The following is a 14,985-nucleotide window of genomic DNA, read 5'->3' on the forward strand; positions in this document are numbered from 1 at the left end:
CGCAATCGTTCCGCTTTTCTTTGTGGATGAGTGGAGCGGTTGCAAGGCTATTTAATGGATGATTGTGAGCTTTTTTATTTAATGGAGAGGGAACTTGAACAATAGATTTGTTTATGGCGCTTTTCTCGCTTTCATGGCTTTTGGGGCTCAAGCAGGCACCTACGAATGGACTTCCGGCTGGGGCATGGGAGTCAGCGAGCATCTGGTCGATGATGGCAACGGCAACGAGTTGAACATCTCCTGTCCGGATGATGAAGAGCAGGGCTACGTCAGTGCCTACGCCACCATCAATGGCAAACAGTACAGCTCCAACGATGAGCCGGGCTTTGACGTGATCGTCGATGGCAAGACGTACACCAACCCTTTCTATACCGGCTGCCGCGCCTGCGGCGACATCTTCCGCAACGAGTTCTGGGAGGCACTGCGCAAGGCCAATCGCCTACAGCTGAGCGCCGAAGGCCGCACCATCAACTTGCCGACCAAAAACATCGCTCAGGTGCTGAAGCCCATCGAAAGCCAGGAGAACAGCTGCCGTTCCGAGTGGTGATGCGCACTGGCCACCTGCGGGCCAGTTGCTATAGGTACGGAGGGGGAGCTGCGTCACTCTGCTCCCCTTGCCGACATCTTGGTGGTCTGATGCCGCTTGATACTCAGCGCGGGTAGCCGCTCCACTCAGATGCGTGCCCGTAATGCAGCTGGCAGAGGAGGGCCGATATACGTGCCTGCCTGATGGCTGCGGTCGAAGCTGAATACGTGGTAATGCGGGCTTTCCTGGCAGCGGCCTACCAGCGGTTGTCGATGGTCAGGACGCCCCTTGGCCAGTTCAACGGTGCCACCGCACAGCGGACAGTCGGCACTGAACCGTACCAAGCGGATCCACTTTTCGCTGTCGCGTCGGTACATCTCGAGCTGGCAAGGATCTTCAAGAAGTGCAGCGGCGCCACCGGGGGCGAGGATCACGCGGTGATCGATCAGTTGCCACCACGGGTGGTAAACGTAGCGCCACACGAAGGCGAAGCACAGGCTGACGAAGACCAGGCTGGTCAGCTGGGCCATAGTCGCTGGCTCGTGCGACAGGTGCAGACCCAGTACGCTCGTGGCATACATCAGAATCCAGGTGCCGCTGAGCAGAAACAGTGTGCCGAGAAACATGATCCCTTTCCGGCTGCGAGTGCGCAGCTCGCCATCACGGAACAGCCAGCGCAGGCAAAGCGATGGCTTGACCTCACCTCTGTCCGTCTGGCGATAGCTGATATCCAGATCAACTGTTTTGGCCTTTTCGGTCTTCGGTGCGGCCTCTGCTTCCGCCAGGGTCAGCCAATACTGGTTGACCTTGCCGCGCCCACCGCCGACCTGCTTCTGCTCATGCAATCCGAGATGCGGTCCTGGGAGGTCGCGTTGGAGTAGCTGCAAAGCTGCTTCCAGAGCTGGGGTTTTCGGAGTCCATTTGTTGGGGTCTTGCAGCTTGGACTCCGGGTTCTTTTCGCACGCAGCGATGAAGTTTTCCCGGGTGAAGGGGGCCGGTGTGCTGGTTCCTCCTTGCAGCTGCTCCAGTGTTTTTTCGACCATGTAGAGGACGATGTCGTAGGCCCGGCTTTGTGGGGTGTGGGGGCCAAACGTACTTTTCAGGCGCTCCAGCTGATCCAGCATCTTTCGTCCTTAATGGCTCTATTCCGGGATTTACAGCCTTGCAGAGAAAGCCCGGAAACCCCTTTTTCGGGGTTCTGGGGAGGTTTCTCGCCGGGCTGCGGGCGAGTCTTGAGTCCTTCTTTGAGAGTGGGGGACTCGAAATGACGATGTATGTTGCCATGAACGGCCAACAGCAACTGGTGACTGTCCAGGAGGTTGAGCGGGGGCTGGCCTGCGGCTGTACCTGTATCGAGTGTGGGGAAGTACTGATCGCTCGCAAGGGCGAGCAGAAGGAGCATCATTTTGCCCACCACTCGAACAAGGAAAGCTGCGAGGTTCGCCGGGAGAGCCTGCTTCATCTGTTTGCCAAGCAGGTTATTCGTGAAGCCATGGGGCTTCAGATGCCTCATTTGCCCGGCCAACCTCCCGAGGTAGGTGATCCGTCGAGCTGGTGGGATTTCGAGCTGGTCGAGGAAGAGGTATGGCTGGCTGGGTACCGTCCTGACCTGATTGCTCACCTGCGTGTAGTGGTCAAGCCATCCCGGACAGTGGGTTAAGTTTTTTCTCGGCCACGGCAGGCGGGAGTCCGTCGTTGGCTTGATGCGGCCTGATCCAGTTGTACCGATACATCAGGTAATGACTGATATCACGCCGAGCTTCCCGAGCACACAGGTAGCCCGTTGAGGGTATCCACTCGGTCTTCAGACTGCGAAACAGCCGCTCCATCGGCGCGTTGTCCCAACAGTTGCCGCGCCGGCTCATGCTCTGCTGCATCCGGTAGCGCCACAGCCGCTGCCGGAACAGGCGGCTGGCGTATTGGCTGCCCTGATCCGAGTGGAACATCACCTGCTGCGGTCTGCCACGCTGCTCGTAGGCCATGTCCAGCGCACGGGCAGCCAGCTCCGCATCCGGCCTGTCAGAGAAGGCCCAGCCGATGACGCGACGAACGTGAAGATCCAGAACCACAGCCAGGTAATGCCAGCGGCCCTGCGCCCAGACATAGGTGATGTCACCACACCAGACTTGGTTGGGACGCTCGACAGTGAACTCGCGGTTCAGCAGGTTCGGAATGTAGGGACGCTCAACCGTTGCTGACCTGTACGCATGCGAGCCTGGCTGCTTGCTGACGAGGCCCAGCTCACGCATCAGGCTGCGCACCTGAAAGCGACCGATCATCACACCGCTCTCGCGCATCATGCCCATGATGCTGCGGCTGCCCGCAGCCCCGCGGCTTTCACTGAAAAACTGGTTGACCTGACTGCGCAGGGTTACACGACGAGCATCGACTCGATGACGCCGAGCGCGATAGTCGTAGAAGCACGAACGCGGCACATCGAAGGCTGAACAGACCATTTCCACGGGCTCCTGCTCACTCAACTGGTCTATCAGCGCGTACGTTCGAGTTCGTCCGCCATCAAGAGAGCGGTAGCCTTTTTTAGGATCGCTTTCTCCCGCTCCAGCCGGTTGATCTTGGCCTCCAGCTCTTGGATCTTCTGCTGCTCGGGAGTCAGCGCCTTGCTCTGCGGGGTGATGCCATTGCGCTCATCCTGAAGCTGCTTGATCCATCGACGCAGTGCCGACTCCACCACTCCCAAAGACTGGCAGGCCTCCACCACGGTATACCCCTGGTCCAGAACCAGAGTCGCGGCTTCGCGCTTGAACTCGGTTGAGAACGTACGTCGCTGTCTGCTCATCGAACACCTCTCTAATGGCGATGATTTTCGCCTAAGTCGGTATCCGGGATCAGTAGACCACTACAGCGCGATGGCCGCAAACTGCTGATCGAGATTGCAGTCACCTCATTCGTCGATGAGGCCAAGCTCGAGCGCATCAGAGAGTCTGACCTGTGGACGTTGGAGGTCGACCTGAGCGACTTGCACGATGCTGAGATCGTTATCCCCTCTGATACCGTTCGACAGATGATCCTCCATCGCGCCGAGTGCAAGTACTGGGTGTATCCAGAGCCAGTCAGGTCCGAGGTTGTGTGCGCTGCGGAGTTTCCGGAGTTTCCACCGCCGTTCGAGCCGGCCTTCAGGCCGCCCATGTCAGAGCATCGCTTCACTATCGACGGCATGTGGGTTTCCGCCAGGGAGCTATTAATCCGGCAACCCAATACCCCAAATCATGCTGCATACGCGATTTTGGGATGTCGGAAGTAGGAACGAATCCGCTCGGGCTTTGATTGAAGGCGCCGCATGACCGAGCGGACTCGGCCTTCCAACGCATCCCGACTTTTCAAACTTGGCCCGCTGCGCACCTGATGCTTGAGATCGCCATTCAGGTATTCGTCCGGGTTGAGCTCGGGGGCGTAGGCGAGCAGAAAGAACACCTCAATCCGTTCGCGCCGCCCCTCCAGCCAGGCTTTGACCTTCTTGCTGTGGTGCACGCGCAGGTTGTCCAAGACCAGGAAGACCTTGCGCCCGCTGGTATCCCGGATCAGTCGCCCCAGGAAGCGGATCAGCACGACCGCTGTCATGGTTTCCCGGTACAGCATGAAGCGCAGCTTGCCCCGGTTGGTCACCGTCGAAATCATGTTCGTGGCAAAGCGGCTTCCGCTGACTTCGCGTACGGGCGTCCGCCCTGCCGGGGCGTAGCTGCGCCCTGCATGACTGTCGCTGCGCAGGCCGGTTTCATCGCCCCAGTGGATCTCGCCGCCCTCGGCCTTGGCGCGCTGCTCGATCTTCGGATACTCGGTTTCCAGCCAGCGCTTTATCGCCTCGGGCTTCTGCTGGTAGGCGCGCTTCAACGGGCGTTGTGGGGTATAGCCCCAACGCTTGAGGTATTCACCGACTGTCCGGATAGGCATCTGAAAGCCGCAGTGCAGGGCGATCAGGGCGCGCACCGCATCACGCGTCCAGAGCGCGAAGTCCAGCTTCAACTGATCCGGCATGGTGTCGAGCAACAGGGTGCGAATCAGTGACTCCTGCTCGGAGGACAGGCTGCGTCGCTCCCCCGGCAGCGATCCGCGCTGGCCACCTTCGATCGCGGCCTCTTTGCCCTGGTGCTCCGCGATCGCGACCCAATGCGCCACCGTGCGCAGATGAACGCCAACGGCTTCGCCGATGGCTCTGTAGGTATACCCCTGCTCGCGCATGCGTAGGGCGATAGCGCGTTTTTCGCGCTGTTCCAAGGGGCTGAGGCTTCGTGCGTCGCTGGTCATGGTGAAAAACGCTGATTATGCCCTATTGTATTGCCGGATTAATGCCGTCAGGGTCGCTGGCGGTGCGCTCGGTCTCCTACAGCCCGCAGATGCGCGATTTGCTCAAGCGGCTGGCTCGAGAGATGGGGGGCTATTACAAACCGGCTTACCGGAACTGGGTCTTTCCACCGGTCGTTGCGGCCATGCTGCTGGCCAGGCTGAAGGAAATGGCTGAGTGATACGCGGGAGGCCAAGTTGGGGGCGATCTCTCGATGCCGGGACTGCCACCCTGCGGAGGTTGACCTTGCCTTATCCCTCAGTCGGTTTATAGTTTCCTAATTAGATGCCCTATTGGTTGCATTTTTATGATGAAATTAAACCGGCTTCTCGCAGATTGGCCCCCTGGCGCGGTCGCCACCCAGGCCTGGCTCCACCAGCATGGTGTCGGCAGCAGCCTGGCACGCAAGTACCAGCAAAGTGGTTGGCTGGAGAGGGTAGGGCATGGTGCCTGGCAACGCTGTGGCGACCGGGTCGACTGGCTGGGAGCTGTCTTCGCCTTGCAGCAGGAAGCCCCACTGCGCTACTGGCCGGGCGGGCAGACCGCCTTGGACCTCCTGGGCTATGGCCACTATCTGGCCCTGGGGGGAGAGGCCGTCAGCCTGTGCGCCGCGCCGGGTGTTACCCTTCCGACGTGGTTTGCTCAGCATGATTGGGGGACACCGATCCACTTTCACCCGGTCAACCTGTTTGCCGAGCTGGAGACGTCCACCTGGCAAGGCTTCAAGCCGGCGCATCGCGACTTCGAGGTGCAGATCTCCTGCCCCGAGCGTGCGGTGCTGGAGTTGATCCATACCAGCGATGACGAGTCGTTGTTCAGCTCGGTTGCCGATCTGTTCACGGGGCTGGCGACGCTGAGCCCCAAGCGCCTGCAAAAGCTGCTGGAGGCCTGTCGCTCGGTTCGAGTGAAGCGCGTGTTCCTGCTTCTGGCGCGTCACGCCGGCCACACCTGGTATCAGCGTCTGGACTTGGCGCGCGTCGATATCGGCAGTGGCAAGCGACAGCTGATTCCCGGCGGGCGCCTGGACAAGCAGTTTCTGATTACCGTACCGGAGTCGTTCGCCGATGCCTCTTGATGCACGTTATGCCGCCCAGGTTCGACTCCTGGTACAAACCCTGCCATTCGTGGCTGCGGAAGAATGCTTCGCCCTCAAGGGCGGCACGGCGATCAACCTGTTTGTGCGAAGCCTGCCGCGCCTGTCGGTAGATATCGACCTGGCCTATTTGCCGAACTTGCCCCGTGACCAGGCCCTGAAGGAGGTGCGTGCCGCGCTGGAGCGGATCGCCGCCTCGGTTGAGCGTGGGCTTCCTGCGGTCAAGGCTACTGTTCAAGCCAATCGGCCGGATGAGCTGCGTATCCTCGTGCGCACGGCAGCGGCGCAGATCAAAGTCGAGGTATCGCCTGTGCTGCGTGGCACTGTCCATCCGCCGCAGCCACTCGATGTGGTGGACGAGGTCGAGGAAGCGTTCGGCTTCGCCAGCATCCCGGTGGTGTCCCTGCCGGACCTCTACGGTGGCAAACTCTGCGCTGCACTGGACCGGCAGCACCCGCGCGACCTGTTCGACGTGATGCTGATGCTGCGCGAGGAGGGCCTGACGCGGGAGATTTTCGAGGGGTTCCTGGTTTACTTGATCAGCCACGGGCGGCCGATTGCCGATCTGCTTGAGCCGCGTTGGAAACCGCTGGAGCAGATTTTCCAGGCAGAGTTTGCCGGCATGACCAGGGAGCCTGTGACGCTTGAGCAACTGGAGGCTGCCCGGATCGCGCTGCTGGAAGCTGTGCGTCAGCAGTTCACTGCGCGAGACGCCGAGTTCCTGCTGTCGCTCAAGAAGGGTCTGCCGGATTGGTCGCTGCTCGGGCTCCCTGGTATCGAGCAGCTGCCTGCGGTGCGCTGGAAGCTCAGCAATATTCAGGGGATGGCGGAGCAGAAGCGTGGAGAGGCACTGGTTCGCCTGGATGCGGTGTTGCAGCGTTTGCTGGATGGCAAGCTCTGAGTGCCTGGGCACCACACAGCGCTTTGAAGCTCCTGCTGAGATGGTTTGAAATTACGCCTAAAAGCGTACCAAAGGTTCCATTTATTTGATTCTTATAAACCGCTGGAGGCGGTGTTCGATGTCGGAGCAAGCAGCACAACTCGAGCGGATCACAGAGAGTCTGCAACAGCAGTTCGCCGGTTCCCGGGTGGTCTGGTGGGATGACCCGCAAGGCGAGTTCGGTGAGATTCTGGACTCGCTGGCTCTGGAGGGGGTGCAGGTTCTACGTCGATCGACGACTCCGGCATTGGCGATCAAGCAGCAGGTCGAGCTACTCAATCCGGCAGGACGCTTCCTTATCTACGAAGACACCATGCCGCCAGAGCCTGAGCAGGATTGGCTGCTGGATATCCGGCTCTATGCTGCACCCTTTGCAGCGGATCGCACCTCGATGCTGTTGCAGGAGTTGGGGCTGCGTCAGCACAGCCTGCGTGACCATCTGAAGACGCGAGCCACCTTCTTTGCCAGCCGAGATCGGATCAGCAAGATTCAGCGTTTGCTGAGCCCGGAGGATGATGAGGCTGCCATCGACCTGAAGATCCTCGCGGTGCTGGCCAAGGTGGATCAGGCCGAGACGTTTGCGGTGATCACCGCGATACTGGCTGGTCTGGTCGAGTGCGAACAGCACGATCAGAGCCCGATCTGGGGTGATATCTGCAAATACGACATGCAGCCGTTCTTCTGGAAACTCATGGCTCACGCATTCGGCTACCAGCACGGCGAACCCTCGTTGCGCCACTTTCTGGTCAGGCTGTTTGCGACGGATGTCGGCCATGCGCTCAACCACCAGCAGCCTGGGGCGTTGAAGGCCTTGCAGCTCAATCCTGCGCGAGCGGCCAACGTTGCGGTTTTCCTCTCCCAGTGGCGCGACAGCACACTGAGGCAATGGGCCTATGATCGCCTGGCGCGGCGGATTACCGAGGAGCTGCGTCCGGCCGAGCTGCTGGCTCAGGTGCCCATCGAGTCCCTGATGGGAGTGAGTACTTTCGTCGAAGTGGAGCGGTTGATCGCCGAGCGCCTGCGCGATGCCGTCCTGAGCAATACCAGCGAACCCGTCGGGCAGCAGCTGCGCGACATGGCCAGCCGGCGCATGGACGGCTACTGGGCCAACTCGCGCTGGCCCGACAACGAGGATGCCAACCGCTCAGTGTGGAATGCATATTACCAGTCGCTGATCGCTGCCTCCGAGCTGTTCGAGCTGAAGCTGCGCTATGCCGGTGGTTTCTCCTTCGCTTCACCCGAAGCTTGCTACAGCGCTTATACGCGGGAGCTGTACCGCTTCGACCAGCTGTACCGGCGCTATCACGAGAGTGCCGATCTGGTGTACGCCCGCAGCCCCGATGCGCTGTCGCCGCTGACCAGCCGAGTTGAGCAGGATTATCTCAATGGCTTCCTGCAACCTCTGACGCAAAAGTGGGGCAGTTTCCTTGAGGGCGGGATGCTCCAACAGTGGCAGCTGCCTGAAGTCCCCAATCAGCAACGCTTCTATGCGACTCACGTTGATCGCTACCTGAAGGGGGGCGAGGAGCGACGGATCTTCGTGGTGATCAGCGATGCTCTGCGCTATGAAGTGGCTCAGGAGCTGTGCGAGTCGCTCAATGGCAAGTACCGTTTCGCTGCCGAGCTGGAAAGCCAGCTCGGGGTACTGCCGTCCTACACCAAGCTGGGCATGGCCAGCCTGCTGCCGCACAAGAGCCTGAGCTATACCGACAGTGGGCTGGTGCAGGTAGACGGGCAGAGCAGCGATGGCCTGGAGGCGCGCAACAAGATCCTGGGCGGGGTGAACGGTCTGGCCGTGCGTGCCGAAGACTTCCTGAACATGAACAAGACCGATGGCCGCGAGCTGATCAAGCCGTACCGGGTGATCTACATCTACCACAATCGCATCGATGCGGTGGGCGACTCGTCCAGCACTGAGAGCAGCACGTTCAGTGCCTGCCGTGAGGCGCTTGGTGAACTCGAGTCCATCGTTACGCGCATCATGAACAACCTCAACGGCCACCGTGTGCTGGTGACTGCGGATCACGGCTTCCTGTTCCAGGACTCCGCCCCCGAGGTGTTGGACAAGAGCAAGTTGGTCAGCAAGCCAGCCGGGACTGTGGTGGCGAAGAAGCGTTACCTGATTGGCCGCAATCTCGGAGCTAGCGATCAGGTCTACGCCGGCCATATCCGGGACACCGCGGGGATAGAGGACGACATGATGTTCTGGGCTCCACGTGGGGTGAACCGCTTCCACTTCGTCGGTGGGGCGCGCTTCATCCACGGGGGCGCTGCCTTGCAGGAGGTCGCGGTGCCGGTGCTCAAGGTGCAGCATGTCCGCGGCCAGAAAGCCAAGGGCACCGAGGTGCGCAAGGTGCAGGCAACGGTGCTGGGGAGCAACTTCACCATTACTACTAACCGCTACGTGTTCAACCTGCTTCAGGCTGAGGCGGTGTCCGAGCGGGTGCAGCCGGCGGTGCTGAGGGCAGGGCTGTACAACGAGGCGGGCGACGCGGTATCCGCAACCGAGCTGGTGACGCTGGACAGCAGCTCGCCTAACCTCGATGAGCGGCAACGCAAGGTGATCCTCACCCTGTTGAACCGCCCGTTCTCCTCCAGCGAGCGGTATTTCTTCAAGCTCCTCGACGCGGAAACCGACGTCGAGCAGTTCCGTATCGATGTACGCATCAACTTGGCGATCAGCAATGACTTCGACTTCTGACAGCGCAAATCTCGACCGTGATGACGATCTCGATAGCCGCCTCAATCAGCATTTTGCTGGAAAGGTGGTGCGCAAGGATCTGACCAAGCGCCTGAAGGAAGGCATCAACGTGCCGGTGTATGTGCTGGAGTACCTGCTCGGCATGTACTGCGCCTCGGACAACGAAGAGGTGATTGCCGACGGGCTGGAAACGGTCAAGCGGATCCTGGCCGAGAACTATGTGCGCCCGGACGAAGCCGAGAAGGTCAAGTCGAAGATCCGTGAGCGCGGCAGCTTCAAGATTATCGACAAGGTGACTGCGCGTCTGAATGAGCGTCGGGACATCTATGAGGCGCTGTTCCTCAACCTCGGCGTGAAGGATGCCGAGATCCCGGGGCGCTATATCCAGCAGTTCGAGAAGCTGCTGGCCGGTGGTATCTGGTGCATCGTCACCATCAACTACTTCTTTGAGGAGGGGGCCAAAGGTTCCCCCTTCACGGTGCAGGATCTCAAGCCGATCCAGATGCCGAACATGGACATGGATGGTCTGCTGGAGGCTCGCAAGCACTTCAGCGAGGGCGAGTGGCTGGATGTACTGCTGCGCTCGACGGGCATGGAGCCGAGCCACTTCAGTGAGCGGGCCAAGTGGCATCTGCTGACCCGCCTGGTGGCCTTCGTCGAGAACAACTACAACTGCTGCGAGCTGGGGCCGCGTGGGACTGGTAAGAGCCATGTGTACAAGGAGGTCAGCCCCAACAGCATCCTGGTTTCCGGTGGGCAGACCACCGTGGCCAACCTGTTCTACAACATGGCGCGTCGCCAAGTCGGGTTGGTCGGGATGTGGGACGTGGTGGCGTTCGACGAGGTGGCGGGCATCTCGTTCAAGGACAAGGACGGTGTGCAGATCATGAAGGACTACATGGCTTCGGGCAGCTTTGCCCGGGGGCGTGATGCCATCTCGGCCTCGGCCAGCATGATCTTTGTCGGCAACATCAACCAGCCGGTCGATACCCTGGTCAAGACCAGCCATCTGCTGGCGCCGTTTCCCTCTGCGATGATCGACTCGGCCTTCTTCGACCGCTTCCATGCCTACATTCCCGGCTGGGAAGTACCGAAGATGCGCCCGGAGTTCTTCACTAACCGCTACGGCCTGATCACCGACTACCTGGCCGAGTACATGCGCGAGATGCGCAAGCGCAACTTCGCCGACGCTATCGACCGCTACTTCCGTCTAGGCAACAATCTCAACCAGCGCGACACCATCGCCGTTCGCCGTACCGTTTCCGGCCTGCTCAAGCTGCTCTATCCGAGCGCGGACTTTGACCGCGACGCGGTTCGTCGTTGCCTGGAGTACGCCCTGGAGGCGCGCCGCCGGGTCAAGGAGCAGCTGAAGAAGATCGGCGGCATGGAGTTCTTCGATGTGCACTTCTCCTACATCGATGTCGACACCCTGGATGAGACCTTCATCAGCGTGCCGGAGCAGGGTGGTGGTGGTCTGATCCCGGAGGGGCAGGGCAAACCGGGAGTCGTGCATCTGGTGTCGACCGGAGGCAACAGCCATCTCGGACTGTACCGGTTGGAAACCCAGATCACCGCCGGTAGTGGCAAGCTCAACATGTCTGGCTTGGGTTCCAGCAGCTCGGCCAAGGAAGCGCTCAAGGTGGCCTTCGACTTCTTCAAGGCCAACGCCAGCCGGGTGAGTGGCGCTGCCAAGGTGGGAGATCACGACTACCACCTGCACACCGTCGAGCTGCACAACACTGGCGCACCTCGAGCACTGACCTTGGCCGCTTTCGTCGCCTACTGCTCAGCCCTGATGCAACGACCGTTGCAGAGCCAAATGGTGGTGCTGGGTGATATGAGCCTTGGTGGCAATGTTGTACCGGTAGAGAACCTTGCTGAATGTCTCCAGGTTGCCTTTGACGCCGGAGCCAAGCGAATCCTCCTGCCGATGGCCAGTGTCACCGCGATCCCGACCGTACCTGGGGAGCTGTTTGCGAAGTTCCAGACGAGCTTCTACAGCGATCCGGTGGATGCTGTGTTCAAGGCGTTGGGGGTGGGGTGAGCGTGGTGTCACGCTGAGGTGGTGCAAGGGATGATGAGTTGAGCGCCTTCGCTTTTGACGTTGCCGACTTCATGCCCGACTGGGTACCACTCAAAAGCTGTTTGTAGTGGTCAAGCCATCCCGGACAGTGGGTTAAGTTTTTTCTCGGCCACGGCGGGCGGGAGTCCGTCGTTGGCTTGATGCGGCCTGATCCAGTTGTACCGATACATCAGGTAATGACTGATATCACGCCGAGCTTCCCGAGCACACAGGTAGCCCGTTGAGGGTATCCACTCGGTCTTCAGGCTGCGAAACAGCCGCTCCATCGGCGCGTTGTCCCAACAGTTGCCGCGCCGGCTCATGCTTTGCCGCATCCGGTAACGCCATAGCCGTTGCCGGAACAGGCGGCTGGCGTACTGGCTTCCCTGATCCGAGTGGAACATCACCTTCTGCGGTCTGCCACGCTGCTCGTAGGCCATGTCCAACGCACGGGCAGCCAGCTCCGCATCCGGCCTGTCAGAGAAGGCCCAGCCGATGACGCGACGAACGTGAAGATCCAGAACCACAGCCAGGTAATGCCAGCGGCCCTGCGCCCAGACATAGGTGATGTCACCACACCAGACCTGGTTGGGACGCTCGACAGTGAACTCGCGGTTCAGCAGGTTCGGAATGTAGGGACGCTCAACCGTTGCTGACCTGTACGCATGCGAGCCTGGCTGCTTGCTGACGAGGCCCAGCTCACGCATCAGGCTGCGCACCTGAAAGCGACCGATCATCACACCGCTCTCGCGCATCATGCCCATGATGCTGCGGCTGCCCGCAGCCCCGCGGCTTTCACTGAAAAACTGGTTGACCTGACTGCGCAGGGTTACACGACGAGCATCGACTCGATGACGCCGAGCGCGATAGTCGTAGAAGCACGAACGCGGCACATCGAAGGCTGAACAGACCATTTCCACGGGCTCCTGCTCACTCAACTGGTCTATCAGCGCGTACGTTCGAGTTCGTCCGCCATCAAGAGAGCGGTAGCCTTTTTTAGGATCGCTTTCTCCCGCTCCAGCCGGTTGATCTTGGCCTCCAGCTCTTGGATCTTCTGCTGCTCGGGAGTCAGCGCCTTGCTCTGCGGGGTGATGCCATTGCGCTCATCCTGAAGCTGCTTGATCCATCGACGCAGTGCCGACTCCACCACTCCCAAAGACTGGCAGGCCTCCACCACGGTATACCCCTGGTCCAGAACCAGAGTCGCGGCTTCGCGCTTGAACTCGGTTGAGAACGTACGTCGCTGTCTGCTCATCGAACACCTCTCTAATGGCGATGATTTTCGCCTAAGTCGGTATCCGGGATCAGTAGACCACTACACCTCCGGCAACACCGAGTTCTGGCGCCCGGCCGCCGAGCGGCTTGCCCACCCGGCGCAGCAGGTCCATATCGGCTGGCCCGGCTTCGGCAGCACGCCGCCCGACCCGAGCGTGACCGGCATGGCCGATCTGGTCGCCCGCGTGCTGCCAGAGATCGACCAGCCCACCACGCCGGTGGCGCAGTCCATGGGCGGCATCGTCGCCGTGTGCGCGGCGCTGCAGCGGCCCGAGCGGGTCACCCATCTGGTGCTGACCGTCACCTCGGGCGGGGTGGACATGTCCGCCCTGGGCGCGCAGGACTGGCGCCCGGACTTCGCCGCCGCCAACCCGAATCTGCCGCGCTGGTTCCTCGACGACCGCACCGACCTCACTGCCCGGCTGGCCGAGCTGCACATGCCGGTGCTGCTGCTCTGGGGCGACGCCGACCCGATCAGCCCCGTCCGCGTCGGCCAGCGCCTCGCCGAACTGCTGCCTCGCGCCGAGCTGCACATCTTCCCCGGCGCCGGCCACGACCTGGGCTTTACCCATGCGGCCGAGGTGGCGGGGTTGATCGACAGGCATCTGGCGAAGGGCTGACGGGGGCTGTTCGCCATCGGTCGTTTCGTTTATTTCGTTTGTTGCTGTTTTCGTTTGTTTCGATTAAAAGGTCGTGTGACTGCACCAACACTCTTTCTGGAGAAGCCCATGACCCTCGCGGACTTTGATCGCACCATGCTCCCTGATGACAAGGAGATCGCGGCCGCCGTGGAGTCGCGCCGCCAGCTTGCCGCCTTCCTGTCGACCAAGCTGGAAACCCAGCGCATCGATATCGTGGACGACGAGCAGCGTTCGCACACGGTCGAGCTGCCGGTCTTCGCCCTGCGCCTGCTCGATGAAATCCTCGGCGAGCTGGCCATGGGTAACGCTGTCAAGGTCGTGCCGATCCATGCGGAACTCACCACTCAGGAAGCCGCGGACTTGCTCAACGTCTCGCGTCCCCATCTGGTGAAGCTGCTGGATGAGAGCGCTATCCCGCACACCAAGGTTGGTCGCCACCGCCGGGTGAAGTTCGCCGATCTGATGGCGTACAAGCAGCGCAGGGATGCCGAAAGCCGTCAGGCGATGGATGAGCTCGCCGCGCAGGCCCAGGAGCTGGGGATGGGGTACTGATGAGGCACTCGCCGTTCACCGCCGTGTATGACGCCAATGTTCTGTATCCGGCGCCGTTGCGCGACTTCCTGATGCATCTGGCGCTGACCGGCGTTTATCGAGCGCGCTGGACGGCTGAGATCCATGAGGAGTGGAAGCAGAACCTGCTGCTCAACCGGCCGGATCTCTCTCGGGAACAGTTGGATCGCACGTCTTCTGCCATGGACCGGGCAGTGCCGGATGCTCTGGTCACCGGGCATGAGTCGCTATGTAGCTCGCTTAATCTGCCGGATCCGGATGATCGGCATGTGCTGGCCGCGGCGATCAAGTGTGGGGCGTCGGTCATCGTGACGTTCAATCTGAAGGACTTCCCGTCTGATGTGCTGGAGCCGTTCGAGGTCGAGGCGATGCACCCGGATGATTTCATCGCGGATCTTTTCGATCTGGATCAGGCGGCGGTGCTGCAGGCGGCTCAGGCACAGCGCGCATCGTTGAAGAACCCACCGCGCACTGCTCGGGAGTTCCTTGAGCGGCTTTCGTTGCAGGGGCTGACGCAGAGCGTCAAGTTGCTCTCGGACTATGAGCGGTTGATCTGACAGGCGTATGTCGTGAGCTTTGGCATGTTGCCGGGCGGGTCATCTCCTGAGCTTTCATCAAGCCCCGTCCCCGTACTTTGGGTGACCACCAACTACGGCGTTCGCCGATCATCCTCGAAGGCGAAGAGGCTGTGATCGGGCCACTTCGAAAATCTCGGCGGTACAAAAATGGTACAAGCCGAAACCCGACCCTCTGCAGCCCTTTATCCACGCGGGTTCTGATTTCCGTCCCGACGATCCATCATCGGCGCGACGAGAAAGCGTTGTTTTAGCCTGGGATGTACGGCGGCTGTAGCGGGCTGACATCTCGGAAGCAGACA

14 protein-coding genes are annotated in these 14,985 nt (G+C 60.8%); 10 read left to right on the forward strand and 4 right to left on the reverse strand.

Going from position 1 to position 14,985, the window contains the following annotated elements; translation table 11 throughout:
* The first annotated feature begins 133 nt into the window (after positions 1 to 133).
* Positions 134 to 547: a hypothetical protein gene (locus BLU22_RS11535; RefSeq protein ID WP_090214609.1), complete on the forward strand. Its 414-nt coding sequence runs from the start codon at positions 134 to 136 to the stop codon at positions 545 to 547.
* A 125-nt stretch (positions 548 to 672) separates the two neighbouring features.
* Here BLU22_RS11535 and BLU22_RS11540 read toward each other — a convergent pair whose 3' ends face one another.
* On the reverse strand, positions 673 to 1,650 hold the full coding sequence (locus tag BLU22_RS11540; protein ID WP_090214612.1) for a hypothetical protein: 978 nt from the start codon (positions 1,648 to 1,650) through the stop codon (positions 673 to 675).
* Positions 1,651 to 1,790: 140 nt separating this feature from the next.
* Here BLU22_RS11540 and BLU22_RS11545 point away from each other — a divergent pair, with 140 nt between their 5' ends.
* Positions 1,791 to 2,186, forward strand: coding sequence for a competence protein CoiA family protein (locus tag BLU22_RS11545; protein ID WP_231975240.1), 396 nt, complete (start codon positions 1,791 to 1,793; stop codon positions 2,184 to 2,186).
* On the opposite strand, the gene BLU22_RS11550 is transcribed toward BLU22_RS11545, so the two are convergent.
* Positions 2,161 to 3,323, reverse strand: a protein-coding gene (locus tag BLU22_RS11550; protein WP_090214617.1) for an IS3 family transposase whose coding sequence is annotated in 2 segments (ribosomal slippage) — positions 2,161 to 3,068 and positions 3,068 to 3,323 — 1,164 coding nt in all. Because the reading frame shifts where the segments join, the coding sequence is not laid out codon by codon here. The genes BLU22_RS11545 and BLU22_RS11550 overlap by 26 nt on opposite strands.
* Positions 3,324 to 3,751: 428 nt before the next feature.
* Positions 3,752 to 4,789, reverse strand: a complete 1,038-nt coding sequence (locus tag BLU22_RS11555; RefSeq protein ID WP_090214618.1) for an IS630 family transposase — start codon at positions 4,787 to 4,789, stop codon at positions 3,752 to 3,754.
* 89 nt (positions 4,790 to 4,878) lie between these two features.
* Between BLU22_RS11555 and BLU22_RS15405 the strand changes: the two genes are divergently transcribed.
* From BLU22_RS15405 to brxL, 5 genes are all read left to right on the forward strand, one after another.
* Entirely contained in the window at positions 4,879 to 5,007 is a 129-nt protein-coding gene (locus BLU22_RS15405) for a hypothetical protein (protein WP_269457626.1), read from the forward strand.
* Positions 5,008 to 5,133: 126 nt separating this feature from the next.
* Positions 5,134 to 5,901, forward strand: a complete 768-nt coding sequence (locus BLU22_RS11560) for a type IV toxin-antitoxin system AbiEi family antitoxin (protein WP_197676753.1) — start codon at positions 5,134 to 5,136, stop codon at positions 5,899 to 5,901.
* Positions 5,891 to 6,820, forward strand: a complete 930-nt coding sequence (locus BLU22_RS11565; RefSeq protein WP_090214621.1) for a nucleotidyl transferase AbiEii/AbiGii toxin family protein — start codon at positions 5,891 to 5,893, stop codon at positions 6,818 to 6,820. Before BLU22_RS11560 ends, BLU22_RS11565 begins: the two co-directional genes overlap by 11 nt.
* 118 nt (positions 6,821 to 6,938) lie before the next feature.
* Positions 6,939 to 9,560: a BREX-1 system phosphatase PglZ type A gene (pglZ, locus tag BLU22_RS11570; protein ID WP_090214624.1), complete on the forward strand. Its 2,622-nt coding sequence runs from the start codon at positions 6,939 to 6,941 to the stop codon at positions 9,558 to 9,560.
* Complete coding sequence (gene brxL / locus BLU22_RS11575) at positions 9,544 to 11,604, forward strand: protease Lon-related BREX system protein BrxL (protein ID WP_090214628.1); 2,061 nt, start codon at positions 9,544 to 9,546, stop codon at positions 11,602 to 11,604. The genes pglZ and brxL overlap by 17 nt, the downstream gene beginning before the upstream one ends.
* 110 nt (positions 11,605 to 11,714) lie before the next feature.
* Here the strand turns inward: brxL and BLU22_RS11580 are convergent.
* Positions 11,715 to 12,877, reverse strand: a protein-coding gene (locus BLU22_RS11580) for an IS3 family transposase (protein ID WP_090214585.1) whose coding sequence is annotated in 2 segments (ribosomal slippage) — positions 11,715 to 12,622 and positions 12,622 to 12,877 — 1,164 coding nt in all. Because the reading frame shifts where the segments join, the coding sequence is not laid out codon by codon here.
* Between BLU22_RS11580 and BLU22_RS11585 the strand changes: the two genes are divergently transcribed.
* The 3 genes from BLU22_RS11585 (at position 12,840) to BLU22_RS11595 (ending at position 14,665) form a co-directional block, all read left to right on the forward strand.
* The gene (locus tag BLU22_RS11585) at positions 12,840 to 13,517 is read left to right on the forward strand and encodes an alpha/beta fold hydrolase (RefSeq protein WP_331713904.1); all 678 of its coding nucleotides are present in this window, start codon (positions 12,840 to 12,842) and stop codon (positions 13,515 to 13,517) included. The two genes, BLU22_RS11580 and BLU22_RS11585, sit on opposite strands and share 38 nt — an antisense overlap.
* A 108-nt stretch (positions 13,518 to 13,625) precedes the next feature.
* Positions 13,626 to 14,090 (forward strand): helix-turn-helix domain-containing protein, encoded by a 465-nt coding sequence (locus BLU22_RS11590; protein WP_090214632.1) that lies wholly within the window; start codon positions 13,626 to 13,628, stop codon positions 14,088 to 14,090.
* Entirely contained in the window at positions 14,090 to 14,665 is a 576-nt protein-coding gene (locus BLU22_RS11595; protein WP_090214635.1) for a PIN domain-containing protein, read from the forward strand. Before BLU22_RS11590 ends, BLU22_RS11595 begins: the two co-directional genes overlap by 1 nt.
* Positions 14,666 to 14,985: the final 320 nt, after the last annotated feature.

It is taken from the genome of Pseudomonas guangdongensis (assembly GCF_900105885.1).
Lineage (GTDB): Bacteria > Pseudomonadota > Gammaproteobacteria > Pseudomonadales > Pseudomonadaceae > Geopseudomonas > Geopseudomonas guangdongensis.

Bases quoted from the DNA above. Each gene is read 5' to 3' on its own strand.
- BLU22_RS11535 (WP_090214609.1), top strand. From the start codon at position 134: ATGGCTTTTGGGGCTCAAGCAGGCACCTACGAATGGACTTCCGGCTGG.
- BLU22_RS11540 (WP_090214612.1), bottom strand. From the start codon at position 1,650: ATGCTGGATCAGCTGGAGCGCCTGAAAAGTACGTTTGGCCCCCACACC.
- BLU22_RS11545 (WP_231975240.1), top strand. From the start codon at position 1,791: ATGACGATGTATGTTGCCATGAACGGCCAACAGCAACTGGTGACTGTC.
- BLU22_RS11555 (WP_090214618.1), bottom strand. From the start codon at position 4,789: ATGACCAGCGACGCACGAAGCCTCAGCCCCTTGGAACAGCGCGAAAAA.
- BLU22_RS15405 (WP_269457626.1), top strand. From the start codon at position 4,879: ATGCGCGATTTGCTCAAGCGGCTGGCTCGAGAGATGGGGGGCTATTAC.
- BLU22_RS11560 (WP_197676753.1), top strand. From the start codon at position 5,134: ATGATGAAATTAAACCGGCTTCTCGCAGATTGGCCCCCTGGCGCGGTC.
- BLU22_RS11565 (WP_090214621.1), top strand. From the start codon at position 5,891: ATGCCTCTTGATGCACGTTATGCCGCCCAGGTTCGACTCCTGGTACAA.
- pglZ (WP_090214624.1), top strand. From the start codon at position 6,939: ATGTCGGAGCAAGCAGCACAACTCGAGCGGATCACAGAGAGTCTGCAA.
- brxL (WP_090214628.1), top strand. From the start codon at position 9,544: ATGACTTCGACTTCTGACAGCGCAAATCTCGACCGTGATGACGATCTC.
- BLU22_RS11590 (WP_090214632.1), top strand. From the start codon at position 13,626: ATGACCCTCGCGGACTTTGATCGCACCATGCTCCCTGATGACAAGGAG.
- BLU22_RS11595 (WP_090214635.1), top strand. From the start codon at position 14,090: ATGAGGCACTCGCCGTTCACCGCCGTGTATGACGCCAATGTTCTGTAT.